The sequence below is a fragment of the Nonomuraea sp. NPDC049725 genome, from assembly GCF_040674795.1.
Taxonomy (GTDB): Bacteria; Actinomycetota; Actinomycetes; order Streptosporangiales; family Streptosporangiaceae; genus Nonomuraea; species Nonomuraea ceibae.
Genome location: NZ_JBFANJ010000008.1, coordinates 44325 through 69105 on the forward strand (window position 1 = coordinate 44325; position 24781 = coordinate 69105).

General features: G+C 73.2%; 20 protein-coding genes. 12 read left to right on the forward strand and 8 right to left on the reverse strand.

The features are described from left to right. Nucleotides 1-123 precede the first annotated feature (123 nt). The 5 genes from AB0J53_RS21635 to AB0J53_RS21655 all read left to right on the forward strand — a co-directional run bounded on the left by AB0J53_RS21635 (nt 124) and on the right by AB0J53_RS21655 (nt 6702). Nucleotides 124-1140: a hydroxyacid dehydrogenase gene (locus tag AB0J53_RS21635; protein ID WP_364174929.1), complete on the forward strand. Its 1017-nt coding sequence runs from the start codon at nt 124-126 to the stop codon at nt 1138-1140. A gap of 132 nt (nt 1141-1272) precedes the next feature. Beyond that, complete coding sequence (locus AB0J53_RS21640) at nt 1273-2412, forward strand: phospholipase D-like domain-containing protein (RefSeq protein ID WP_219508015.1); 1140 nt, start codon at nt 1273-1275, stop codon at nt 2410-2412. Between the two features lie 88 nt (nt 2413-2500). Further along, nucleotides 2501-3304 (forward strand): glycerophosphodiester phosphodiesterase family protein, encoded by an 804-nt coding sequence (locus tag AB0J53_RS21645; RefSeq protein ID WP_364174932.1) that lies wholly within the window; start codon nt 2501-2503, stop codon nt 3302-3304. Between the two features lie 17 nt (nt 3305-3321). Then, nucleotides 3322-3750: a hypothetical protein gene (locus tag AB0J53_RS21650; protein WP_219508019.1), complete on the forward strand. Its 429-nt coding sequence runs from the start codon at nt 3322-3324 to the stop codon at nt 3748-3750. Nucleotides 3751-3870: 120 nt separating this feature from the next. Continuing rightward, nucleotides 3871-6702 carry an AAA family ATPase gene (locus AB0J53_RS21655; protein ID WP_364174934.1) on the forward strand — a complete coding sequence of 944 codons (2832 nt, stop codon included), beginning with the start codon at nt 3871-3873 and terminating at the stop codon, nt 6700-6702. A gap of 61 nt (nt 6703-6763) precedes the next feature. On the opposite strand, the gene AB0J53_RS21660 is transcribed toward AB0J53_RS21655, so the two are convergent. From AB0J53_RS21660 to AB0J53_RS21680, 5 genes are all read right to left on the reverse strand, one after another. Continuing rightward, nucleotides 6764-10165, reverse strand: a complete 3402-nt coding sequence (locus AB0J53_RS21660) for a M28 family peptidase (protein WP_364174937.1) — start codon at nt 10163-10165, stop codon at nt 6764-6766. Nucleotides 10166-10352: 187 nt separating this feature from the next. Continuing rightward, nucleotides 10353-11321 carry a glycine betaine ABC transporter substrate-binding protein gene (locus tag AB0J53_RS21665; protein ID WP_364174940.1) on the reverse strand — a complete coding sequence of 323 codons (969 nt, stop codon included), beginning with the start codon at nt 11319-11321 and terminating at the stop codon, nt 10353-10355. A gap of 47 nt (nt 11322-11368) precedes the next feature. After that, a complete protein-coding gene (locus tag AB0J53_RS21670) occupies nt 11369-12136 on the reverse strand; it encodes an ABC transporter permease (RefSeq protein WP_219508026.1) in 768 nt (255 codons plus the stop codon). Next, a complete protein-coding gene (locus AB0J53_RS21675; RefSeq protein ID WP_364174943.1) occupies nt 12126-13136 on the reverse strand; it encodes an ATP-binding cassette domain-containing protein in 1011 nt (336 codons plus the stop codon). Before AB0J53_RS21675 ends, AB0J53_RS21670 begins: the two co-directional genes overlap by 11 nt. Next, the gene (locus tag AB0J53_RS21680; RefSeq protein ID WP_364174946.1) at nt 13123-13776 is read right to left on the reverse strand and encodes an ABC transporter permease; all 654 of its coding nucleotides are present in this window, start codon (nt 13774-13776) and stop codon (nt 13123-13125) included. Before AB0J53_RS21680 ends, AB0J53_RS21675 begins: the two co-directional genes overlap by 14 nt. Nucleotides 13777-13905: 129 nt before the next feature. Between AB0J53_RS21680 and AB0J53_RS21685 the strand changes: the two genes are divergently transcribed. Beyond that, complete coding sequence (locus tag AB0J53_RS21685; protein WP_364174949.1) at nt 13906-14667, forward strand: IclR family transcriptional regulator; 762 nt, start codon at nt 13906-13908, stop codon at nt 14665-14667. A gap of 74 nt (nt 14668-14741) precedes the next feature. Here the strand turns inward: AB0J53_RS21685 and AB0J53_RS21690 are convergent, their stop codons facing one another. Both AB0J53_RS21690 and AB0J53_RS21695 read right to left on the reverse strand, forming a co-directional pair. Further along, entirely contained in the window at nt 14742-16475 is a 1734-nt protein-coding gene (locus AB0J53_RS21690) for a potassium/proton antiporter (protein ID WP_364174952.1), read from the reverse strand. Beyond that, nucleotides 16475-17761 carry an ArsB/NhaD family transporter gene (locus AB0J53_RS21695; RefSeq protein ID WP_364174955.1) on the reverse strand — a complete coding sequence of 429 codons (1287 nt, stop codon included), beginning with the start codon at nt 17759-17761 and terminating at the stop codon, nt 16475-16477. The genes AB0J53_RS21690 and AB0J53_RS21695 overlap by 1 nt, the downstream gene beginning before the upstream one ends. Before the next feature lie 238 nt (nt 17762-17999). Between AB0J53_RS21695 and AB0J53_RS21700 the strand changes: the two genes are divergently transcribed. The 6 genes from AB0J53_RS21700 (at nt 18000) to AB0J53_RS21725 (ending at nt 24297) form a co-directional block, all read left to right on the forward strand. Next, nucleotides 18000-18965 (forward strand): histidine kinase, encoded by a 966-nt coding sequence (locus AB0J53_RS21700; protein ID WP_219508035.1) that lies wholly within the window; start codon nt 18000-18002, stop codon nt 18963-18965. A 3-nt stretch (nt 18966-18968) separates the two neighbouring features. Then, nucleotides 18969-19619 carry a response regulator transcription factor gene (locus tag AB0J53_RS21705; RefSeq protein ID WP_219508055.1) on the forward strand — a complete coding sequence of 217 codons (651 nt, stop codon included), beginning with the start codon at nt 18969-18971 and terminating at the stop codon, nt 19617-19619. Nucleotides 19620-19706: 87 nt separating this feature from the next. Further along, the gene (locus AB0J53_RS21710; protein WP_364174958.1) at nt 19707-20741 is read left to right on the forward strand and encodes a LacI family DNA-binding transcriptional regulator; all 1035 of its coding nucleotides are present in this window, start codon (nt 19707-19709) and stop codon (nt 20739-20741) included. After that, on the forward strand, nt 20738-22720 hold the full coding sequence (locus AB0J53_RS21715; protein WP_364174961.1) for a beta-galactosidase: 1983 nt from the start codon (nt 20738-20740) through the stop codon (nt 22718-22720). Before AB0J53_RS21710 ends, AB0J53_RS21715 begins: the two co-directional genes overlap by 4 nt. 20 nt (nt 22721-22740) lie before the next feature. Then, nucleotides 22741-22905, forward strand: a complete 165-nt coding sequence (locus AB0J53_RS21720) for a hypothetical protein (RefSeq protein WP_364174963.1) — start codon at nt 22741-22743, stop codon at nt 22903-22905. A gap of 6 nt (nt 22906-22911) precedes the next feature. Further along, complete coding sequence (locus AB0J53_RS21725) at nt 22912-24297, forward strand: GH1 family beta-glucosidase (RefSeq protein ID WP_364174965.1); 1386 nt, start codon at nt 22912-22914, stop codon at nt 24295-24297. A gap of 35 nt (nt 24298-24332) precedes the next feature. Here the strand turns inward: AB0J53_RS21725 and AB0J53_RS21730 are convergent, their stop codons facing one another. Next, a complete protein-coding gene (locus tag AB0J53_RS21730; protein ID WP_364174968.1) occupies nt 24333-24761 on the reverse strand; it encodes an SRPBCC domain-containing protein in 429 nt (142 codons plus the stop codon). Between the last annotated feature and the right edge of the window lie 20 nt (nt 24762-24781).

The following is a 24781-nucleotide window of genomic DNA, read 5'->3' on the forward strand; positions in this document are numbered from 1 at the left end:
GTGGAGCAGTGTAATCAGGGGGCTGACCGCTTTGATCGGTTATGTGGAAGAGTGGGCTTCCCGATGGACATGATCGGACACCACCCCGGTAAGCGCTTGCCCTCGGATGCCGAAGGGACTCGAGTGACAGAAGGACGACGGCCACGGGCCCTGCTGGTCATGGACCCCGCGCACTTCCGTGTGCAGTTCCAGGAGCCGCAGTTACGCCGGTTGCGCGCCCTCGCCGAGGTCGCCGAGCCGCTCCCGGTCACCGGTTTCGGCGACGAGCGGGTGCGCGGCCTGCTGCGCCGGACGGAGGTGCTGATCACCTCGTGGGGCTGCCCGCCGCTGACCGCCGAGGTGCTGGCCGACGCCCCCGAGCTGCGCGCGGTCTTCCACTGCGCCGGCACGGTGCGCTCGTTCGTCACCGACGAGGTGTGGCGGCGCGGCATCCTCGTCACCAACGCCGCCGACGTGAACGCGATCGCGGTCGCCGAGTTCACGCTCGCGGCGGTCATCTTCGCGGGCAAGAAGGCCCCGTTCCTCGCCCAGGACGCGCGCAGGCACCGCGACGACTGGTCCTATCTGGAGCGGCGCGGCGAGCTGTCCAACCGCGAGCGCACGGTCGGCATCGTCGGCTTCTCGCGCACCGGCCGCCGGGTCGCCGAGCGGCTGTGCGGCCTGGAGGTCGACGTGCTGGTGGCCGACCCGTACGCGGACGCCGGCGAGGTGGCGGCCGCGGGCGGCCGGCTGGTCCCGCTGCCCGAGCTGCTGCGCGCCGGCGACGTGCTCACCCTGCACGTCCCCGCGCTGCCGGCCACCCGCCACCTGATCGGCGCGGCGGAGCTGGCCCTGCTCCGGGACGGCGCGACGGTCATCAACACCGCCCGCGGCTCCGTCCTCGACACCGCCGCCCTGGAGCGCGAGTGCGGCTCCGGACGGCTCCACGCGATCCTCGACGTCACCGAGCCGGAGCCGCTGCCGGCCGATTCACCCCTGTACGACCTGCCCAACGTCATGATCACCCCGCACGTCGCCGGGTCCCTCGGGTCCGAGACCCGGCGGATGAGCGAGAGCGCGCTCGACGAGCTCGAACGCTACCTGTCCGGGCGGCCGCCGCGCGCGGCCGTCACCGCCGACGACATCGCGGTGAGCGCCTGACCCCCGGGACCGGCTCGCGCGGCGCCGTCGCCCCCTTGACGTTCGCCGGGCGTTGACCTCGCCTTCAGGCTGCCGTCGCCGCGACCGGCCAGGATCGCCGCGCAGCAGTTCGTCGAAGGAAGTAGTGGCACCATGCGTAGCGCGATCCTGTCCACCCTGGCGATCGGGGCTCTGCTGGGCTCCGGAGCCGTCGCCGCCCCCGCCGCAGCCGGCACGTCGTCGTCGTGCGCCGGCGCGCCGCGCACGCCGGTGACCTCCGGGGCGGTGTTCAGCGAGCCGGTGGGCGGCGACCCGGTCGCCATCGTGAGCAGGCTCTGCGACCTGGTCCGCCAGACCCCCGCCGGGGCCGGCATCAGGATCGCGCACTTCGTCATGTCGGGCACGGCCGGCAGCGAGTTCGCCGCCGAGCTGCTCAAGGCGCACGAGCGCGGCGTGCGGGTGCAGGTGGTGCTGGACGGCGACGCGCGCGGCAAGGCGGTCGCCGAGCGGCTCGCCGCCGTCCTGGGCACGGACACCTCGGCCGCCTCGTTCGCGCACGTGTGCTCCGGGCCGATGTCGGGCGGCACCGCCGCCTGCGTCGGGGACAAGGGGCAGCACAACAAGTTCTACCTGTTCTCCCGTACGGGAGGCGCGTCCGACGTGGTCGTGCAGTCGTCGGCCAACCTGACGAACCTGAACTCGACCACGTACTGGAACAACGCCGTCGTGCTGGCGGGCAACCGCCGGCTGCACGAGGCGTACGCCTCCTACTTCGCCGACCTGGCCGCCGAGCGGAAGAGCCTCGACTACGACCGGGTCGTGCGGACGGGCGCGGCGGGCGGCTCGGTGCGGGCGCACTTCTTCCCCAGCGCCGAGGGCGACCCGATCGTGGAGGCGCTGGACGGGGTCTCCTGCCGCGACGGCGCCCCGATCCGCGTCGGCATGTCGGAGTGGGACGGCTACCGGGTCGCGATCGCCGAGCGGCTGGCCGAACTGGCCCGCGAGGGGTGCACGGTGCAGGTCGTCGCGGGCGTGCTGGACGCGGAGGTGGAGGCGGCGCTGCGCGCCGAGCCGCGGATCGAGCTGCGCACGCTGAGCTCCGGCAGCGCGCTGCCCGGCCGCATCCACTCCAAGTACCTGCTGGTCGACGGCTGGGTCTACACGGGCAGCCACAACTACAACCAGACGTCGCTGCGCCGCAACGACGACACCCTGCTGCGGCTCAACAACAAGGCGATTCACGCCCAGTTCGTGGCGAACTTCGACAGGATGCGCGCCGCCGCCGCGTCCTAGCCACCTGGGAGTCACGTGGCTCTCAACAGTTGGTCATGACGGTCAGTCAGATTCGGCACATCGGCCGCTCCCGAGTACGAGGAGATCCATGTTCCGACTCGCCGGCTTGATCGTCATGACCGTACTGGCCCTGTTCCTCACCCCCGCGACGGCGGCCTCGGCGGCCCCGGTGGCCAACGTCGCCCATCGCGGCGCGTCCGCCTACGCGCCGGAGAACACGCTGGCGGCCTTCCGGCTGGCCGCCGAGCTGGGCGCCGACGCGTTCGAGCTGGACGTGCGGCTGACCCGCGACGGCCAGCCCGTCCTCATGCACGACGCCACGCTGGCCCGCACCACCGACGCCGAGCGGGTCTTCCCCGGCCGGGCGCCGTGGCGGGTGGGCGACTTCACCCTGGAGGAGATCCGCGAGCTGGAGGCCGGGTCGTGGGCCGGGCGCCGCTTCGCCGGGGAGCCGGTGCCCACGCTGCGGGAGGCGCTGCGCGAGATGAGCGGCAGCGGGCTCGGCGTGCTGGTGGAGGTCAAGGAGCCGCGCCTGTACCGGGGGATCGAGGCGCGGGTGGCCGGGGAGCTGCGCCGCTCGTGGCGCGGCCCGCTGGTGGTGCAGTCGTTCGACCACGGCTCGATGCGCCGCTTCCACGACGTCATGCCGGAGGCCGCGATCGGGCTGCTCGGCGCCCCGCCGGCCGCCGAGCTGGACGGGCTGTCGGAGTTCGCCGACCAGGTCAACCCGCCGTACGGCGGTCTGACCCGCGACTACGTGCGGCTCGTGCAGCGGCACGGGATGCGGGTGTTCGCCTGGACGGTGGACGACGCGGCCGCCATGCGCCGGCTGGTCGGCTACGGCGTGGACGGCATCATCACCAACCGGCCCGACGTTCTCGACGCCCTTTGACGGGTAGCCGGGACGGCATGGCGACAGAGCAGGATCCCGATCACCTCCGCCCGGAGGGCATGTCGGACGAGACGGTCGAGGCACTGGGCGCGCTGAGCGAGGCGCTGGAGACGACGCACCGGGCGCGGGGCCACCTGTACGCGTGGCACCAGCTCACCGGCAGCGCCGACGCCCGCCTCGACCGGGCCGTCGAGCTGCTGCGCCGGACCGGGCACCAGGAGCTGGCCGACCGCGTCGAGCGGGAGCTCATCGGGTTGAACGTGATCGACGGCCGGTGGACGTTCCAGGTGGTCGAGGAGTACGACGCGCTGTACTACGCGGCCTTCCAGGAGATGGAGGCGCACGTGCGCGATCGGCTGGCCGGGGGCCGCCGCCACGTCCACGAGGCGGAGATGAAGCAGCGCAGGCGCACGCCGGGTCTGCCCGGTCACGAGGCGGCACCGTAAAGGCTTCCCGCAGGTAACCGATAACCCCCGAAACCCAACCAAGTGTTGACCACTCGGTAACAAGTGGTGGATAACAGGTGTCGGCAGAGGCAGTAAAACCGCACTGGCTCGGAGACGCCGATGACGAGCGAGGCATCTCCCGCGCTGGTGGGCCGCGACGCGCACCTGCGAGCGCTCATCGGCGCGATCACCCGTCCGCCCGCCGTGGCCCTCGTCCAGGGCGAGGCGGGCATCGGGAAGACCCGGCTGGTCCGGACGGCCGTCGACCGGCTGGATCCGGACCGCCACACCGTGCTGCTCGGGCACTGTCACCAGATCCGCGAGCCGTTCCCGTACGGGCCGGTCTTCGACGCGCTGCGGCAGATCGGCGGCGCGCTGCCTGGCCGGGACCGGCTCAACCCGGTGACGGGGGCCGTGGGCGGCTACCTTCCCGAGCTGGCCGGGCACCTGCCGCCGGCTCCGACGCCGCCACCGCTGGACGACCCGCGCGCCGAGCGGCACCGGCTGTTCCGCGGCGTGCACGCGCTGCTGGCCGTGGCCGCGCCCGTGGTGCTGGTCGTGGAGGACCTGCACTGGGCCGACGACGGCACCCGTGACCTGCTGCGCTTCCTCATCGGCCGGCCGCCCGAGGGGCTGGCGCTGGTGGTGACGTTCCGGCGGGAGGATCTGCCGGTGCCGGGGCTGCCGTTCGGGCACGCCTACCGGCACCCGCCGGACGTGACGAGCGAGGTGATCTCGCTGACGTCGCTCGACGTGGCGGGCGTACGGGCGCTCGCCGGCGAGCTGCTGGGCGGCGCCCCCGTGACGGCCGGGTTCGCGGCGCGGCTGCACGAGCGGACGGCCGGGGTGCCGTTCGTGATCGAGGAGGTCGTGCGGTCGCTCCAGGAGCCCGGAGACGAGGAGGCGCTGGACCGGATCGCGGTGCCGGTGCTGCTGCGGGAGGCGATGGCCGAGCGGCTGGCCGGCCTGTCCCCCGCCGCCCTGCACGCGGTGCAGGCCGCCGCCGTGCTGCGGCTGCCCGCCGACGAGTCGCTGATCGCCGCCGTGTCGGGCTCCGGCGCCGCCGCCCACGGGCTGCGCGAGGCGCTGCGGGCCGGGGTGCTGCTGGAGCGGCCCGACGCGCTGTACGGGTTCCGCCACGCGCTGGCCCAGCAGGCGGTCTACGACGCGATCCCGGGCCCGGACCGGCGGCTGATCCACGGCCGGGCGATGGCCGCGCTGGCCGGGCTGGACCCGCCGCCGCTGGTGCAGCTCGCCTACCACGCGCGGCGGGCGGGCGAGCTGGCGGCCTGGCGACGGCACGGCGGGGCCGCCTCGGAGCACGCGGCGGCGGTCGGCGACGTGCCGCTGGCCATCGAGGTGCTGGAGGGCATGCTGGCCGACCCGGCGCTGCCGCCCGACGCGCGGGGCCCGCTGGCGTTGCAGCTCAGCCGGGTGGCCGCGATCGGCCTGTCGTACCGCAGGTCGGTGCGGCTGCTGCGGCACCTGCTGTCGGACGACTTCCTGCCCCGGCACGTACGCGGCGAGGCCAGGCTGAACCTGGGCGTGCTGCTGTCGAACCAGGCGGGCGCGGTGGCGGAGGGCCGCAGGGAGGTGCTGGCGGCGCTCGCCGACCTGGAGGACCGGCCGGGCGTGGCGGCGCGCGGGCTGGCGCTGCTGGCGATGCCGTCGTGGGGCGGCGAGCCGCTGGCCTGCCACGAGAAGTGGATGGCGCAGGCCGAGAGCCTGCTGTGCTCGGCCGACGACCCGGAGCTGCGCACGGCGGTGCACGCCAACAAGGTGTCGATGGCGATGCTGGTCGGCGCGCCGGACGCGTTCGAGCTGGCGGAGACGCTGCCGGAGGGCGCCCGGTCGGCGGCGGCGCGGCGGCAGGTGGCGCGCGGCTACGCGAACCTGTGCGACGCCGCGGTGGCGCTCGGCCACTACGGCGAGGCGGCCAGGTTCGCCCGCGAGAGCAGGCGGGTCGCCGAGGAGAGCGGCGCCCTCTACCCGGTGTGGCTGGTGGACGTGTCGTCGATCCGGCTCGACTGGCTGACCGGCCGCTGGGAGGGGCTGCGCGAGCGGGCGGCGGCCGTGGTGGAGATGACGTCGGAGGTGCCGATGCTGGCGGCCGACGCCCGGCTGGCCCTCGGCATGCTGGCGATGGCGACCGGCGAGTGGGAGGAGGCCGCCTGCCACCTGGGCGCGGCCGGGCTGCAGGACGTGGACTCGGCGTTCCTGCCGGTGGCGGCGGCGGCCTCGGGAGGGCTGGTGGAGCTGCACCTGGCCCGCGACGCGCTGGAGGGCGCGGTGCGCGAGGCGGACCGGGCGGTGGCCCGGCTGCGCCGCAAGGGGGTGTGGGTGTGGGGCGACCAGCTCGTCCCGGCGGCGGTGGCCGCTCTGCTCAGGTCGGGCCGCCGGGCGGACGCCGAGGCGCTGGTGGCCGAGTTCGCCGACGGGGTGGCGGGCCGCGACGCGCCGTCGGCGCAGGCGGCGCTCGGCTCGGCGCGGGCCCGGCTGGCCGGTGAGCGCGGCCTGTTCGAGGAGGCGGCCAGGCTGCACGCCGGGGCGCGGGCCGCGTACGAGACGATGCCGCGCCCGTACGCGGCGGCGCGGGCGGCGGAGGCCGAGGCGGAGGCGCGGCTGGCGCTGGGGGCGCGGGAGGCGGCGGCGCAGATCATCGCCGACGCGGCCGAGCGCTACGCGGTGCTCGGCGCCTCCCACGACGCGGCGCGCTGCCGGCACGCGCTGCGGGAGATCGGCGCGAGCGCGCCGCGCCGGGGCCGCAGGGGGCGCGGCGGCGTGCTGTCGCCCCGGGAGGCGGAGGTGGCCAGGCTGGTCGCGTCGGGCCGCACCAACCGGGAGATCGCCGAGGTGCTGTTCCTGTCGCGCCGGACCGTCGACACGCACGTGGCCAGCGTGCTGCACAAGCTCGGCGTGCGCACCCGCAACGAGGTGGACCCGCCCCCGTGAGCGCACAGGGGAAGGCCCCGGCCGGGGAGGGGGTGCCGGCCGGGGCCCGAAGGCGGAACCGCTAGACGGTGATGCTCCAGGAGTCGAGGAAGCCGGTGTCACCGGCATAGACGTCCTCGACCCAGAGCACCCAGGTGCCCGCGGCCTGCTGACTCACCGGGACGGAGAACGTCCGGGTGCCGTACGGCGTGCAGGAGGTGCCGCCGTACCTGTCGACCGCGTACCAGGTGCCGTTGGGCCCGCGCAGGTAGATGTCCAGGTCCTCGGCACACGTGTGGTCGATCGTGATGGAGAGCCTGACCGGCGAGGCGGCGGTGCCGCTCGCCGTGGACGAGACGGGACTCTGCACGTAGCTGTAGTCGTAGATGCGGTAGTCGGTGCCGTTGGTGAAGGTCCGGCCGCCCGAGCCGCCCTCGACGGTCAGCGCGTAGCGGACCGTCCGGGTGGCCGTCTCGCCGGTGCCGGTGACGGTGATGCTGTAGTCGCCGGCCGGCGTGGTGGCCGAGGTGGTGATCGTCAGGGTGGAGGAGCCGCCGGAGGTCACCGAGGCCGGGTTGAAGCCGGCCGTGGCGCCCTGCGGCAGGCCGGAGGCGGACAGGTTCACGGTCTGCGGGGTGCCGGCCGTGGTCGTCGTGCCGATGGTGGTGGTGGCCGCCGAGCCCGCCTGGACGGTGCCGGAGGCGGGGCTGGCCGAGACCGAGAAGTCCCGGTCAGGGGTCTCGCCGCCGACCGCCTGCTTCCAGACGGCGTACATGGCGGCGTCGGAGGCCCGGTCGAGGATCGTGTCGTTGATGTTGGCGCTGGTGTCGCAGGCGGCGTGGTAGCAGGAGTCGTACGCGCGTCCCGACTGGCCGCCCCACTTCGAGGCCTGCGTCGCCGTCTTGGTGGCGCTGGCGCCCGCCGCGACCCCGGAGCTGGCGATGCCGGCGTTGCGGAAGGAGGCGTCGTCGGAGCGGTTGGCGCCCTCGACGTTCTCCTCCGGCCGCAGGTTCAGGCCGTCGTAGAACTCCTTGAGCGGGGCCGCGCCGGCGGTGGTGATGTTGTTGATGAAGTAGCCGCCGTTGGGCGAGCCGACCATGTCGTAGTTGTAGTAGACCTGGATCTTGGCCCGGTCGGCCGCGCTGAGCCGCGAGACGTAGAACTCCGAGCCGTTCAGGCCCTGCTCCTCGTCGGTCCACCAGCCGAACCTGACGTGCTTGGCCAGCTGCGGGTTCTCCCTGGCCAGCGTCAGCGCGACCTCCAGCAGGGCGCTGGAGCCCGAGGCGTTGTCGTTGATGCCGGGTCCCGCGCTCACGCCGTCGAGGTGCGCGCCGGACATGATGACCTGGTTGTCGTCACCGCCCGGCCAGTCGGCGATCAGGTTGGGGCCGGAGCCGCTGGTGCAGCCGGAGGTGCACGCCTGCCGGACCACGGTGTAGCCGGCCTCGCGCAGCTTGCCCTCGACGTAGGACACCGACGCCGTGTAGCCGGGCCCGGTCGACCTGCGGTTCCCGCCGTTGGAGGTCGCGATCGACTGGAACTGCGTGATGTGCGCCTTGACGTTGGCCAGGCTCACGTCCGGCACCTCGACGGGCCCGCCCGGGCCGACCGTCAGCGTGAACGTCGCCGTGTGCGTCGCCGACCCGCTCCCGGTCACGGTGATCGGGTACGTGCCCTCCGCCGTCGAGGAGCCGACCGACAGGGTCAGGGTGGAGGAGTTGCCCGAGGTCACCGACGCCGGGTTGAAGCTGGCCGTGGTGCCGCTGGGCAGGCCGGTGGCCGACAGGTTGACCGTCTGGGAGCTGCCCGAGGTGGTCTGCGTGCTGACCACGGTCGTGGCCTGCTGACCGGGCTCGGCGCTGCCGCTGGCGGGGTTGAGCGCGATCGAGAAGTCGTTGCCCGGGGTGCCGCAGGCGGGCTCGCCGGACTGCGCCGGCACGCTCACCGCGTTCCACGCCGCCTTGGTGGTGTTGCAGGCGGCGCTGTTGGCGCCGAACAGCTCGACGGCCGCCGCGACCGACGCCGAGCGGACGTTCACGTACCGCCAGGAGGAGGTCTTGCGGCCCAGCGCGCTCATGAAGATCTTGCCGGCGTCCTGGATGCCGATGCCGGTCACCGACGAGGGGCCGCCGGAGCAGATCGGGCTGGACGGCTTGCCGCCGCCCGGGTTGCTGCCCTCGGCCAGCAGGTAGAACCAGTGGTTCAGCGGGCCGGCCGCCGCGTGCACCTCGGTGTTCGGGATCTGGCTGCTGTAGCAGTTCGGGTCGTTGAGCAGGCCGGGGTTGTACATGTTGCGGATCGGGCCCTGGCCGACCAGGTCGACCTCCTCGCCGACCAGGTAGTCCGGCGGGTCGTTCGGGTTGTTGGCGTAGTGCTCGGTGAGCGCGCCGAAGATGTCGCCCGTCGCCTCGTTCAGGCCGCCGTTCTCGTTGCCGGACCCGGCGCCGCCGGGCGTGGTCTGGAAGATGGCGTGGCCGAACTCGTGCGCCACCACGTCGATCGGCGTGGCCTGCCGGGTGTTGGCCTGGTTGTGGCCGAAGTTGGTGTAGCTGCCGTTCCAGTAGGCGTTGACGTCGTTGAGCCCGACGCGGGCGGGGAAGCCGCCGCCGTTGCCGTTGATGCCGTTGCGGCCGAGCCAGTCGCGCAGCATGTCCCACTGGCGCTGCACCCCGTACAGGGCGTCGACGCAGGCGGTCTCCAGGTTGGTGCCGGAGCCGTTGCCCCAGCTGTCGTCGGTGCCGGTGTAGGCGGAGCCGTTCTGGCCGCCGCACCGGATGCCGGGCCTGCTCGTGTCGGTCATCGAGTACGAGCTGCCGGAGCCGCTGGTGGCGATCGTGACCTGGCCGTAGTAGTAGCCGTTGCCGGTGCCGGCGCGGACCACGTCGTAGGAGTCGGCGACCTCGCCGGTGACGGCGTCGACGAACACGTGCTGGATGCTCGGCTTGCCGCCGGCGATGCCGGAGACGACGGCTTCCCAGGTCAGCCTGGGCTTGTCGCCCCAGGCGAGGACGACCAGGCGCGGGGCCCGGGTGTCGTCGACGCGGGAGAGCTTGGTCCTGGCGGTCTTGAGCGCCTCGGCCGCGCTGACGGTCGCCTTGGTCGGCACGTCGGCGCCGGTGGGACCGGACGCGGCGACCGTGTCGCGGACGCGGCCCGCCCCGTCGGTGACGACGACGGCGTCGCCGCCGACCATCGGCAGGCCCTTGTACGTGCGCTCGTAGGCGACGTAGAACATCTCGTTGGCGCCGGCGGTGACGCCCACCCGGCGGTATGCCTCGTCGGGGCCCTTGACCAGGTTGTCCAGCCCGCTCTGCACGGCCTGGTCCGCGACGGCGGCGGCGCGGGACTCGGGGTCGGCCACGGCCGCCGCCGCCAGGCCCTTCTGGGCGCCGGGCGGCTTGGCCTCGGCCGGCAATGCCGACAAAGTCAGCGAGGCGGCCGTGGTGATGCCCACGGCCGCCGCCACTAAAGCTTTGCGTCTCACGATGGGAGGCTCCTTTCGGATTCTTCCCATGGCAGAGCCGCGCCTTGTGGGCACATGCGGTCGCCCTGCCGGGAAGTGGGGGGTGAAAGCGAGCGTGTCGCCTTGTCGTGTGACGCTAGGCGTTACCCGGAGGCGGGGAAATACGTATGTGCCTCCGTACGTATACCGATGTTTCGATCAGCGCTGGTCAGGAGGTCGCGCCGAGGAAGCCGTTCTGCTCCAGCCAGTCGGCCGAGACCTTCTTCGGCTGCTCGCCGTCGACGTCCACGCGGGCGTTGAGCTTCTGCATCGTGGCGTCGTCCAGCTTGGCGATCACCGGCTGCAGCACCTTCTCCAGCGCCGGGTGCTTCTTGTAGAGGTCGTCCTTGATCGTGACGGCGGCGTTGTAGACGGGGAAGAACTTCTTGTCGTCCTCCAGCACCGTCAGGCCGAGCGCGGCGATGCGCCCGTCGGTGGTGAAGACCTCGCCGAAGTTGCAGGTCTCGCCCTTGTCCGTCTCGGTGTAGACGACGCCGGTGTCGAGCAGCGCGATCCGGTCCTTGGGGATCTTCATGTCGTACGCCTTGGACAGGCCGGGCAGGCCGTCGTCGCGGGTGGAGAACTCGGTCTCGATGCAGATCGTGACCTCCTCCGGCTTGGTCCTGGCCAGCTCGGCCACGTCCGAGACGGTCTTGACGCCGAGCTCCTGGGCCTTCTCGGTGCGGATGGCCAGGGCGTAGGTGTTGTTCAGCGGGGTGGGCCCGATCCAGCGGACGCCGTTCTTCTCCAGGTCGGCGCCGGCGGTGGCCTTGAACTGCTCGGCCGGGTCCTGGATCGGGGTGGTGTTCTTCAGGTGCTCGATCCAGCCGGTGCCGGAGTACTCCCAGTACAGGTCGATCTCGCCGGCCATGAGGGCCTTGCGGTTGGTGACGGTGCCGCCCAGGTTGACCTTGTCGACGACCTCGGCGCCGTGCGCCTTCAGCAGTTGCACGGCGATGTTGCCGAGCATGATGTTCTCGGTGAAGTCCTTGGACCCGACGACGAACGTCGCGCCCTCCAGTTCGTCGCCCGCGCTGGACGCCTCGACGGCGTCAGTGGAGCCGCAGCCCGCGGCGGTCACGGTCAGGGCTGCGGCGGCGAGCAGGGCGAACGTCTGGCGAAGGGGACGGGAAAGCATGCAAAGACACCTCTTGCTTGGTGAATCAGGCGAAATCGGCGGACAGGTCAGATGCCGCGTGGCTTGAGCAGGTTCTCGGCGAGCCCGCCGAGCCAGTCGATGAAGAACGCGATGCACGCGGTGAGCACGGCGCCGACGATGGTCACGGGCATGCGGTTCAGCTTGAGCCCGTTGATGATCAGCTCGCCCAGGCCGCCGGCGGCCACGAAGGCGCCCAGCGTGGCGACGCCGACCGTGAGCACCAGGGCGGTGCGCAGCCCGGCGAGGATGGCGGGGACGGCCAGCTTGAGCTCGACCCGGCGCAGGATCTGCCCCTTGGTCATGCCCATGCCGCGGGCCGCCTCGATGAGGGCCGGGTCGATCTGCTGCACCCCGACCATGGTGTTGCGCAGCACCGGCAGCACCGCGTAGACGACGAGCCCGACCAGCGCGGTCTGGAAGCCGACGCCCAGCACGAACGTGGCCAGCACCAGCAGCCCGATGCACGGCACCGCCTGGCCGAGGTTGCCCGCGGTGAGGATGAGCGGGGTCACGAACCGGTTCCTGGAGCGCGAGGCGACGATGCCGAGCGGGATCGCGATCACCACGACCAGGGCGGTGGCGGCGACCGTCATCTGCAGGTGCTCGACGGTCTTGTCGACGAGCACCGCCTGGTTGAGGCTGCGCCGCTCGATCGAGTCCAGCTCCAGCGTGCTCACCCACGCGTACAGGGTGACCAGGGCCGCCGCGATGGCGGCGGGCGCGATCAGGTGGCGCAGGCCGGAGGGGCGGGCGGGGGTGCGGGCCGTGCCGACGGCGAGGGTCTCAGCGGTCACCGGCCGTCACTTCCTCCGGGGTCGCGCTCATCGCCCGCTCCGGGGCCGTGCCCACCGCGCCGCACAGCGCGGCGTACGTGATCACGCCGGACGGCGTGGAGCACCGGTCCGCCGCGTGCGCGACCATCGTGTCCAGCGCCTCGCGCAGCGTCGCGCCGGCCGCCACCGCGGGCAGCGCCGGGTCCGGCAGCGGGCTCTCGTACGGCACGTCCTCGACCCTGAGCAGCGCCAGGCGCTTGAGCGTGGCGTCCTGGCCGATGAACCCCGCCACGTAGTCGTCGGCCGGGGCCGCCAGGATGTTGGCCGGCGTGTCGTACTGGGCGATGTGCGAGCGCTCGCGCAGCACCGCGATGCGGTCGCCCAGCCGGATCGCCTCCTCGAAGTCGTGCGTGACGAAGATGATCGTCTTGCGGAGCTGCTTCTGAAGCTTGGCGAACTCGTTCTGCAGGTGCTCGCGGGTGATCGGGTCGGTCGCGCCGAACGGCTCGTCCATGAGCATGACCGGCGGGTCCGCGGCCAGCGCGCGGGCGACGCCGACGCGCTGCTGCTGGCCGCCGGAGAGCTGGCGCGGGTAGCGGTCGCGGAACGTGCCGGGGTCCAGGCTCACCAGCTCCAGCAGCTCCTCGACGCGGGCGGCCACCTTGGCGGCCGGCCAGCCGAGCAGCTTGGGCACCATCGCCACGTTCTGCCCGACGGTCAGGTGCGGGAACAGGCCGACCTGCTGGATCGCGTAGCCGATGTGCCGGCGCAGCTCGTCGGGGTGCAGGCCGAGGACGTCCTGGCCGCCGATGCGGATCTGGCCGGACGTGGGCTCGACCAGCCGGTTGATCATCTTCATGGTGGTGGTCTTGCCGCAGCCCGACGGGCCGACGAAGACGACGAGCTCGCCCGCCGGGATGTCGAGGCTGACGTTGTCGACCGCTGGGGCGGGCTGCCCCGGGTAGTGCTTGGTCAGCTCCCGTAGCTCGATGCGGACGCCTGCGGGATCACGGTCGAACACGAAGCCCCCTCGGGGTGGTCAGAAGGCGGACGGCGGAGAAGCCGGCGTCGAACAGCACCGCGATCACCACGATGCCGAGCGTGCCCGCGAGCGTCGCGTTGAGCGAGTTGACCGATCCCAGCCGTGCCAGCCCTTCGAAGATCTGGTTGCCCAGTCCGGGGCCGTCGACGTAGGCCGCGATGGCGGCGATGCCGATGAGCATCTGCGTGGAGATGCGCACCCCCGCCAGGATCAGCGGCCAGGCGAGCGGCAGCCGGACCCGCAGCAGCACGCGCGCGCTGCTCAGGCCCATCCCCCGCCCGGCCTCGACGGTGGCGGCGTCCACGCCGCGCAGGCCGGTCACGGTGTTCCTGATGATCGGCAGGAACGCGTACCCGGTCAGCGCGATCAGCGTGGAGCTCCAGCCGAGGCCGGTGAACGGGATGAGCAGGGTCAGCAGGGCCAGGGAGGGAATGGTCAGAATGCCGGCGGACAGCGCCAGGGAGGCGCCACGCGCTTTCGGGGTCTCGTACGTCAGGAGCCCGATGCCGACGCCCACGGCCGTGGCGATGCCGATCGCGACGGCCACGACCAGGGCGTGTTCGGCGGCGGCCAGCGAGAGGGTGTCCCATCGGGAGACCACGTACTCGCTGAAAGTCATGAAGTAACCGCCTTCGCTTACAGTTGCATGGGAATGTAAACGTATGGCTAGTTGCGCTCATCGCAAAATCTGTTGCGATGAGCGCAACCCAGTTGTTATGAACGGATGGGCATGAGCGAGAAGCTCCCCGTGTCTTCCGCAGGCCTTCGCCGAGACCTCGAAATCCTCGACGTTCTCGCAGGTCACGGTGATGAGCGCGACACCGACGGGTTCGGCGTGAGCTGGATCGCGCAGCGGCTCGGCCGCGAGAAGAGCCAGGTGTCACGGGCACTGCGGGCGCTGGAGGGCGAGGGCATGGTCGAGCGCGACCCGGTGACCCGCCGCTACCGGCTCGGCTGGCGGCTGTTCGCGCTCGCGGCGCGCAGCCAGCAGGCCCGGCTCGTCCAGGTTTCGGCGCCGTTCCTGCGCCGGCTGGCCACCGCGTTCGACGAGGACGCCCACCTGTGCGTGCTGCGCGGCGACCAGGTGCTCACGCTGGTGTCCATGCCGTCCTCGCGCGCCTACCACCGCATCTGGGAGGGCGTGTCGGTGCCCGTGATCATGGCCGCGGCGGGCCGCTCGCTGCTGGCCGACTGGGAGCCCGAGCGGGTGCGCGAGCTGCTGCGCGCCAAGCTGCCCGCCGGGCTCGACTCGGCGGTCAGCGGCGAGGAGCAGTGGATGGCCGACCTCGACCACGCCCGCACGTTCGGCTACGTGGCCAGCGACGTCGAGCTCGACGACAGCGCCGCCGCGGTCTCCGCCCCGGTGCGCGACCACCGCGGCCTCATCACCGCCGCGATCAGCGTCTCCCTCTCCCGGGTGCCGGCCGCGCCCCGGCTGGAGGAGATCGGCCGGGCGATCGCCGACTCCGCCCGCGACCTGTCCACCGCGCTCGGCCACCCGCCCCGCTGACCTGTCCGTCCCGCTCCCCGGACACCTGCCCCGCTGACCGGCGGCCTGTCCGTCCCGCTGACGGGCCGCCCTCCTCACCCCGACGGGTCCCGTACGGGTGAGCGGCCCGTACGGGTGAGCGCCCAGGGAGGGCTCCGGCGCGGCCCGGGAGCCCGATCACCGGCGCACGCCCGCTCCCCGGCGCCGGGTCCGTCGCGCAGCCGGTCACCGGCGCACGCCCGCTCCCCAGCACGCGGCCGGTCCCGCGGCCGCTCCCCGGCGCGGGGGTGGCCGGGTGGGTGGCCGGTTGGGTGGGCTAAGGCTTCGGCCGGGTCGGCGGGGTCGCCGTGTTCGCCGTGCCAGCGGGCCAGCCGGCCGCGGCGGCCGACGGCGCGCAGGCGGCGTTCGGCGGCCTCGCGGCAGGCGGCGGTGGTGACGATGAGCAGCTCGTCGCCCTCCCGCAGCCGCGTCTCCGGCGCGGGCACGAACGTGGCCCGGTCGCGGATGACGAGGCTGATGGCCGCGGGCGCGGGCAGCCGCAGCTCGCCCACCTCCACCCCGTGCAGCCGCGACCCGGCGGGCACGGTCAGCGTGAGCAGCTCGGCGTCGAGCACGTCGAGCGGCGCGGACTCGATGTCCACCTCCCTGGCCTGGCCCGGCTGGGTCACGCCGAGCAGCCGGGCGAGCGCGGGCAGCGCGGGCCCCTGGATCAGGGTGAAGACGACGACCAGCACGAACACGATGTTGAGCAGGTGCCCGCTGCCGGGCACCCCGGCGACGATCGGGAACGTGGCCAGCACGATCGGCACCGCCCCGCGCAGCCCCGCCCACGAGATGAACACCTGGTGCCGCCACGGCACCCGGAAGGGCAGCAGCCCGGCGAGCACCGAGACGGGCCGGGCGAGCAGCAGGAGCACCAGCCCGACGACGAGGGCGGGCAGCAGCGCGGCGGGCAGCTCGCTCGGGTCGACGAGCAGTCCGAGCATGACGAACAGCCCGATCTGCGCCAGCCAGCCGGCGCCTTCGGCGAAGGAGCGGGTGGCGGCCCGGTGCGGCAGCACGGCGTTGCCGAGCACGATCCCGGACAGGTAGGCGGCCATGAACCCGGAGGCGTTCAGCGCGCCCGCGGCGGCGAAGGCGATGACGCCCAGCCCGAGCGTGGCCAGCGGGTACAGCCCGGTGGCGGGCAGCGCGACGTAGCGCAGCGCGGCGACGCCGCCCCAGCCGGCGAGCAGCCCGACGGCGGCCCCGGCGGCGATCTGGTAGACGACCTGCCCGCCTATCACGGCGAAGTCGGGCACCCCGGCGGCGCTGCTGAAGACCAGCACCAGGATGACGGTCGGCGCGTCGTTGAACCCGGACTCGGCCTCGACCATCCCGGCCAGCCGCCGGGGCAGCGGCAGCGTCCGCAGCACGGCGAACACGGCGGCGGCGTCGGTGGAGGAGACGATGGCGCCGAGCAGCAGCGCGAGCTGCCAGTCGAGGCCGAGCAGCAGGTGGGCGCCGGTGGCGGTGACCAGCACGCTGACGGCGACGCCGAGGGTGGCCAGCATCGCCGACGGGGCCAGCAGCGTGCGCAGGTCCGTCCAGCGGGTGCTGAGCCCGCCCTCGACGAGGATGAGCGCCAGCGCGCAGGTGCCGAGCGTCTGGGCGAGCTGGGCGTCGTCGAACCGGACGCCGAGCACGTCCTCGCCGATGACCATGCCCAGCCCGAGGAACAGCAGCAGACTGGGCAGGCCGAGCCGGCTGGCGGTGCGTACCGCCGCGATGCCGGCCAGGAGCACGAGCCCGCCGGCGAGCAGCACGACGTAGAGCTCCGGCAGCGTCATCAGAGGAAGTACCGCAGCCAGACGTAGACCCACGCCAGCACCGAGGTGAGCGCGGTGACGATCAGCCCGTACCGGGTGAACTCCCAGAAGGAGATCCGGTGCCCGGAGCGCGCGGCGATGCCGAGCGCGACGACGTTGGCGCTGGCGGCGACCGCGGTGCCGTTGCCGCCGAAGTCGGCGCCGAGCGCGAACGCCCACCAGATCGCCTGCCCGGTGGCCGGGTCGGGCGCCTGGGCGACGAGCCCTTCGACGATCGGCGCGACGGTGGCGACGTACGGGATGTTGTCGAAGAACGCGCCGAGCACGGCCGAGCCGAACAGCAGCGACGTGGCCGCGCCGAAGTAGTTGTCGCCGACGGCGCTGATCACCCACTCGCCCGCGGTGGCGATGACGCCGGTGTTGACGAGCCCGGCGACCATGACGAACAGGCCCATGAAGAACACCAGCGTGGGCCATTCGACCTCGCGCAGCGTCTCGCCGGTGTCGGCGCGGGCGACGAGCATCATCACGCCGGCGCCGACGAGCGCCACGATGGACGGCTCGACGTGCACGACGGCGTGCAGCCCGAACCCGATGACGACGAGCCCGAGCACGACCAGGCAGCGGACGAGCAGGCGCGGGTCGGTGATCGCGCGCCGCTCCTGCAGCGCCATGACCTCGGCCACGCGGTCGGGGTTGTAGACGAACGACTTGCGGAACAGCACCCGCGTGAGCAGCAGGAACACCAGGAAGACGATGACCACGACCGGGGCCATGTGCGCGAGGAAGTCGTTGAACGTCAGGCCGGCCCGGCTGCCGATGATGATGTTGGGCGGGTCCCCGATGAGCGTGGCGGCTCCGCCGATGTTGGAGGCGAGGACCTCGGCGATGAGGTACGGCTGGGCCGGGATGTGCAGGCGGTCGCACACCATGACGGTGACGGGCGCGACGAGCATGATCGTGGTGACGTTGTCCAGGAACGGCGAGGCGATCGCGGTGATGGCCATCAGCATGACCATGAGCCGGTACGGCCTGCCTTGCGACTTCTTCGCGGCCCAGATGGCCAGGAAGTCGAAGACGCCCGTCTGCTTGATGATCCCGACGATGATCATCATGCCGAAGAGCAGGAAGATGACGTTCCAGTCGATCCCCTCGTGCTCGGAGAAGAACACCTGAGCTCCGGGGATCAGCCCGAGTACCGCCATGAGGCCGGCGGCGACGAGCACCACCTTGACCTTGTTCACCTTCTCGGTGGCGATGAAGAAGAACGCCACCACGAAGACGGTCAGGGCGAGTGCACCGGTCATCGCACACGCCCCGGCGGGCCGGTACGCTCCCGGGACGTGCGGGGTGATGATGGTGACAGGCGAGACATGACGGTCCTCCAGATCAAGGCGGGAACATCAAGTCTCGACAATCAGGGACGATCCGGACATCGGGTCTGACACCCATCTCTGCCGGTGGGCATCATGTAGGCGCGCGCGGGCAAGGATGAGTGCTGGACCGGATGGACGGCCGGGCCGTCCGACGGTGAGGCTGGGGGGCATGAGCGACCAACGGCGGAGCCCCGTGCAGGCGCTGTTCCGGCGGGTGATCGCGATCAACGGGCTGGTGTTCACCGCCGGGACGCTGGTGCTGGCCCTCTCCCCCGCCACCGTGTCCCCGCTGGTGCGGGTGACCGAGATCCCGGTGCTGATCGTCGGCCTGGCACTGATCATGGCGGCCAACGCGCTGCTGCTGCGCCGCAGCCTGGCGCCGCTCGGCGCGCTCACCGCGCTGATGCGCCGGGTCGACCTGCTGCGCCCCACCGACCGGATGCCCGACGGGGGCAACGGCGACCTCACCGACGTGGTGCGCACGTTCAACGCGATGCTCGACCGGCTGGAGGCCGAGCGGACGGCGGCCAGCGCGCACGCCCTGGCCGCGCAGGAGGGCGAGCGGCAGCGCATCGCCCGCGAGCTGCACGACGAGATCGGCCAGAGCCTGACCGTGGTGCTCCTCGCGCTCAAGCGGACCGCCGACCGGGCCCCCGACGACCTGCGCGAGGAGCTGCGCACGATCCAGGAGACGGTACGCTCCAGCCTGGACGAGGTGCGGCAGGTGGCCAGGCGGCTGCGGCCCGGCGTGCTGGAGGACCTGGGCCTGATCAGCGCGCTCAACGCGCTGGCCGCCGACTTCCCCGGCGTGCCCGTGACCCGCCGCCTCGACGCGCGGCTGCCGCCGCTGGGCGGCGAGGCGGAGCTGGTCGTCTACCGCATCGCGCAGGAGGGGCTGACCAACGTCGCCCGCCACGCCGGCGCGTCGCGGGTGGAGCTGTCGCTGGTCAGGCGGCCCGGCGGGGTGCTGCTGTCGATCGTGGACGACGGGCGCGGCGGCCCGATCCACGAGGGCGCGGGCATCATCGGCATGCGTGAGCGCGCGCTGCTGATCGGCGCCCGGCTGTCCATCGAGCATCCGCCCGAGGGCGGCACCGCCGTACGCCTGGCCGTACCGGTCGAGGAAGGGGACTGACCGATCGTGGCACCCACCCGCATCCTGCTCGCCGACGACCACGCCCTGGTGCGCCAGGGCCTGCGGCTCATCCTGGACGCCGAGCCCGACCTGACGGTGGTGGCCGAGGCGGGCAACGGCGCCGAGGCGGTCGAGCTGGCCACCGAGGGCGTCGACCTGGCGATCCTGGACATCGCGATGCCGCGCATGACCGGCATCCAGGCGGCCAGGGAGATCTCCCGGCGGGCGCCGGAGGTCCGGCTGCTCATGCTGTCGATGTACGACAACGAGCAGTACCTGTTCGAGTCGCTCCGGGCCGGGGCCAGCGGTTACGTGCTCAAGTCGGTGGCCGACCGCGACCTGCTGGAGGCGTGCCGGGCGGCTATGCGCGGCGAGCCCTTCCTCTACCCGGGCGCGGTCACCGCGCTGATCCGCGACTACCTGCGCCGTGACGACCAGCGCGAGAGCCTGCCGGCCAGCATCCTGACGCCGCGCGAGGAGGAGATCGTCAAGCTCATCGCCGAAGGGCACTCCTCCAAAGAGATCGCGGACCTGCTGGTGATCAGCGTCAAGACCGTCGACCGGCACCGCGCGAACGTGCTCGGCAAGCTCGGCATGCGCGACCGGCTGGAGCTCACCCGTTACGCGATCCGCGCGGGGCTCATCGAACCCTGAGCCTCTTCACCCACCGTTGACATCACCACAAACCGGCCAATACGTTCATGCGAAACGTTTCGACACGCTGATCCGGGCCGGGGTGTGATGAGTTCGCTACGTGAGGTGGCCGAGCGGGCGCGGGTGGCGGTCAGCACGGCCTCGGCCGCGCTGAACGGCACCCGCCCGGTGGCGGCGGAGACCAGGAGGCGGATCGAGCAGGCGGCGGCCGACCTCGGCTACCGGCCGAACGCGCTGGCCCGCGGCCTGGTGAGCAAGCGCACGCGCATCCTGGCGCTGCTGTTCCCGGCCCCGCACCACGGCTTCGGCCTGACCGAGATGCAGTTCGCCACCGCGGCGGCCGAGGCGGCCAAGGAACGCGGCTACCACCTGCTCCTCTCCCCCGAGCGCGACGACCCGGTCGAGGAGCTGCGCCACCTGACCGGGCTCGGCCTGGTCGACGGCGTGCTCGTGATGGAGGTCAAGCTCGACGACGAGCGGGTGGAGTGGCTGGCCGGGGCCGGGGTGCCGGTCGCCATGATCGGCCGCACCCGCGAGCCGGACGGCGTCGACCACGCCGACATCGACTTCGCCAGGACGGCCGCCGACGCCGTCGCCCACGTGGCCGGGCTCGGGCACCGCTCGCTGGCGTTCTTCGGCCACGCCCCCGGCGCCTACGCGGAGCAGTACGGCCCGGCGATCCGGGCCGCCGGGGAGTTCGCCGCCGCGGCGGCGGAGGCGGGGCTCGGCTACGTGGGCGACCTGCGGGCCTCCACGGCCGACGAGGGCCGCGAGGCGTACGGGCGGCTCGTGGCCGCCCACCCGGAGGTGACCGCGCTGGCCGTGATGAGCGACCAGGCCGCCGTCGGGGTGATCTCCGCCGTGGCCGCGCGGGGCGGGCGCGTCCCCCGCGACCTGACGCTGATGCTGGTGCTGTCGTCGTCGCGGGTGGCCGAGATGTTCCACCCCCGGCTGACCACGCTGGAGCCGCCGAGCGCCGAGCTGGGCCGGCTCGGCGCCGGCATGCTCATCGACCGGCTGGAGGACGGCGACCGGGAGCCCCGGCAGCGGCTGGTGCCCTGCCGGCTGGTCGTCGGCGACAGCTCCGCGGCGCCCGCCGCCCGCGGATCGGCCGCCCGGTGACCCGCCCCGGCCTGCACTCCCTGACGGACGGGCGCGGCCTGCTCTTCGGCGGCGACTACAACCCCGAGCAGTGGCCGGAGGAGGTCTGGCGGGAGGACGCCGAGCTGATGCGGACGTCCGGGGTCAACCTGGTCACCGTCGGCGTGTTCAGCTGGGCGCGGATCGAGCCGGAGCCGGGCGCGCGTGACTTCGGCTGGCTGGACCGGGTGCTCGACCTGCTGGCCGGGGCCGGGATCGCGGTGGACCTGGCCACGCCGACCGCCTCGCCGCCGCCGTGGATGGGGCGCCGGTGGCCGGAGACCCTGCCGGTGGACGAGTCGGGGCACCGGCTCTGGTGGGGGGCGCGCAACCAGTTCTGCGTGTCCTCGCCGGTCTACCGGGAGCGGGCGCTGGCCCTGGTGAGCGACCTGGCCGACCGCTACGCCGGGCATCCGGCGCTGGCGATGTGGCACGTGGGCAACGAGTACGGGCAGTTCTGCCACTGCGACGACGCGGCGGCCGCCTTCCGCGCCTGGCTGCGCGAGCGCTACGGCGACCTGGACGCGCTCAACGAGGCGTGGGGCACCGCGTTCTGGAGCCAGCGCTACAGCGACTGGGACGAGATCCTCACCCCGCGCCGCACGCCGTACCTGGTCAACCCGTCGCAGCGGCTCGACCACCGGCGGTTCGGCTCCGACGCGCTGCTCGCGCACTTCCGGGCCGAGCGCGACGTGCTGCGCGCCCGCACCCCGGACATCCCCGTCACCACGAACTTCATGGGCTTCTTCAAGCCCGTCGACTACTGGACCTGGGCGCCCGAGGAGGACGTGGTCTCCGACGACCACTACCCTGACCCGGCCGACCCGCTGGCGGCCGTGCGCGCCGCGCTGACCCACGACCTGATGCGCGGCCTGGCGGGCGGGCGGCCGTGGATGCTCATGGAGCAGGCCACCTCGGCGGTCAACTGGCGCCCGCACAACCTCCCCAAGCCGCCCGGCCGGCTGCGGTTGGAGTCGCTGCAGGCGGTGGCGCACGGCGCCGACGGCTCGTGCTACTTCCAGTGGCGGGCCTCGCGGTCCGGCGCGGAGCGCTTCCACGCCGCGATGGTGCCGCACGCCGGGCCGGACACGCGGCTGCACGCCGAGGTCCGCGCGCACGGCGCCGAGCTGCGCCGGCTGGCCGGCGTGGCGGGCGCCCGGGTGGAGTCGCGGGTGGCGCTCGTGCACGACTGGCCGAGCTGGTGGGCGCTGGAGGAGGGCGACCTGCCCAGCGACCGGCTCGACCCGGTCGAGCGGCTGCTGGCGCACTACCGGCCGCTGTGGGAGCGCGGGGTGAGCGCCGACGTGGTCCCGCCGTCCGCCGACCTGTCCCGATACGCGCTGGTCGTGGTGCCGAACCTGTTCCTGATCAGCGACCGCGACGCCGCCTCGCTCACCGCGTACGCGCGCGGCGGCGGCGTGCTCCTGGTCGGGCCGTTCTCCGGGATCGTCGATCCACGGGCGCACGTCCGCACCGGCCGCTTCCCGGCGCCGCTGCGCGAGGCGCTGGGCGCGTCCGGCGAGGAGTGGCGGCCCGTCGACGGGCCGGTCGGCTGCCGCTGGAGCGACGGCGGCGCGTTCACCGCGCACACCTGGACGGAGCTCGTGCGCGCGGAGGGCGCCGAGACGGTCGCGGCCTTCGACGACGGCGGCCCGGCCGTGCTGCGGCACGCGACCGGCGACGGCGCCGCCTGGTACCTGGCGACGCTGCCCGATCAGGACGCGCTGGGCGAGCTGACCGGCCGGCTGCTCGCCGACGCGGGCGTCACCGGCGTGCTGCCCGGCCTGCCGCCCGGCGTCGAGGCGGTACGGCGCGGCCCCGTGCTGTTCCTGCTCAACCACGGCGGCGGCGCCGTGCGCGTGCCCGTTCCCGAGCCGTCGGAGGACCTGCTGACCGGGTCCGCCGTGGCCGGCCACGTCACGCTCGCCCCGCAGGACGTCGTGGCGCTGCGGCCCTGCTGATCCCCTCGGAGACGGACGACATGAAGTTCAAGGACGGCTACTGGCGGATGCGCCCGGGGACCCGGGGCGCGTACGCCCACGCGGCCCACGACGTGACCGCCGGCGGCGGGACGCACCCGGGTGTGCGCGTCACCGCCGGCGGCGACACTGATCAGATCGAGATCGTCCTGACCACCGAGGAGTGACCCCCCATGCCCACCTTCCCCGACGACTTCCTGTGGGGCACGGCCACGGCCGCCTACCAGGTCGAGGGCGCCTGGAACGAGGACGGCCGCGGCCCCTCGATCTGGGACACCTTCTCCCACACGCCCGGCCTGGTGACCGGCGGCGACACCGGCGACCTCGCCTGCGACCACTACCACCGCCTCGACGAGGACCTCGACATCCTGGCCGGGCTCGGCGTGGGCGCCTACCGGTTCTCCATCTCCTGGCCGCGCGTGCTGCCCGGCGGCGGCGACCGGCTCAACCAGGCCGGGCTCAGCTTCTACTCCCGCCTGGTCGACGGCCTGCGCGAGCGCGGCATCGCCCCCGTGGCCACGCTCTACCACTGGGACCTGCCCCAGGAGCTGGAGGACGCCGGCGGCTGGCCGGCCCGCGACACCGCGCTCCGGTTCGGCGAGTACGCGCGCCGCATGGGCGAGGCCCTGGGCGACCGGGTGCACACCTGGATCACGCTGAACGAGCCGTGGTGCTCGGCCTACCTCGGCTACGCCTCCGGCGTGCACGCCCCCGGCCGCACCGACCCGGCCGCCGCCCTGGCCGCGCTGCACCACCTCAACCTCGGCCACGGCCTGGCCGCCCGCGCGCTGCGCGAGGTGATCCCGGCCACGGCGCAGGTGTCGGTGACGCTCAACCTGCACCACACGCGCGGCGTGTCCGAGCGTGACGCCGACGCCGTCCGGCGCGTCGACGCGGTGGCCAACCGGGCCTTCCTCGGGCCGATGCTCGACGGCGCCTACCCGCGCGACCTCATCGACGACACCGCCTCGGTGACCGACTGGTCGTTCGTGCGCGACGGCGACGAGGCCACCGCCGCCGCGCCGCTCGACGTGCTGGGGATCAACTACTACAACCCGATCCTGGTACGCCAGTGGGACAGGGGCGGCGCGCGCGACACGGCCGACGGGCACGCGGACGGCACGGCGTCACCGTGGATCGGCTGCGAGGACGTCGAGTTCGTCCGCCAGCCCGGCCCGTACACCGAGATGGGGTGGAACATCGACGAGACCGGCCTGACGGAGCTGCTGCTGCGGCTGCGCCGCGACTACCCCGCGCTGCCCGTCATGATCACCGAGAACGGCGCCGCGTTCCCCGACCCGGTCGGCGCCGACGGCCGGGTGCACGACGCCGACCGCGTCGACTACCTGCGTCGGCACCTGACGGCCGTGCTGGAGGCGATCAAGGGCGGGGCCGACGTGCGCGGCTACTTCCTGTGGTCGCTGATGGACAACTTCGAGTGGGCGCACGGCTACGCCAAGCGGTTCGGCGTCGTCCGCGTCGACCGCGACACGATGGAGCGCACCTGGAAGGACAGCGCCCACTGGTATCGGGACGTGGTCGCGGCCAACGGCCTGTGACCCGCCGGGCCCCCGGACGCCGGGGGCCCGGCCCGTCAGGTCTCCTCGGCCCGCCGGCGCAGGGCCTCGTTCAGCCGGGCGAAGTCGCCCTCCGCCCGCGAGACGACCTTGCCGAAGAGAGGCACGAGGAGGCCGCTGAACCGCTCGCTCTGCACCATCCGCGTGCCGTCACCGGTCGCGCTCAGCTCGAAGGCGTGCTCGCCGTCGAACAGGCCGGGCACGATGAGGTTGCCCAGCCAGCGCAGCTCCCGCCCCGGCTCGGCGCGCAGGACCTTGGGGCGGAAGCTCATCGGCCTGCCTCCTTCGGGGAACATCCGCAGCGTGAGCGTGGTGCCCTCCCGGGCCTCGCCGGCCGCCTCCCGGATGAACGGGTTCCACTCCCGGTAGGCGGCGAAGTCGGCGATGACCTCCCACACCCGCTCGGGGGACGCCTTGATGTCGACAGGAACGCTGATGGTCCGCATGGCGCAGTTATACACGTATG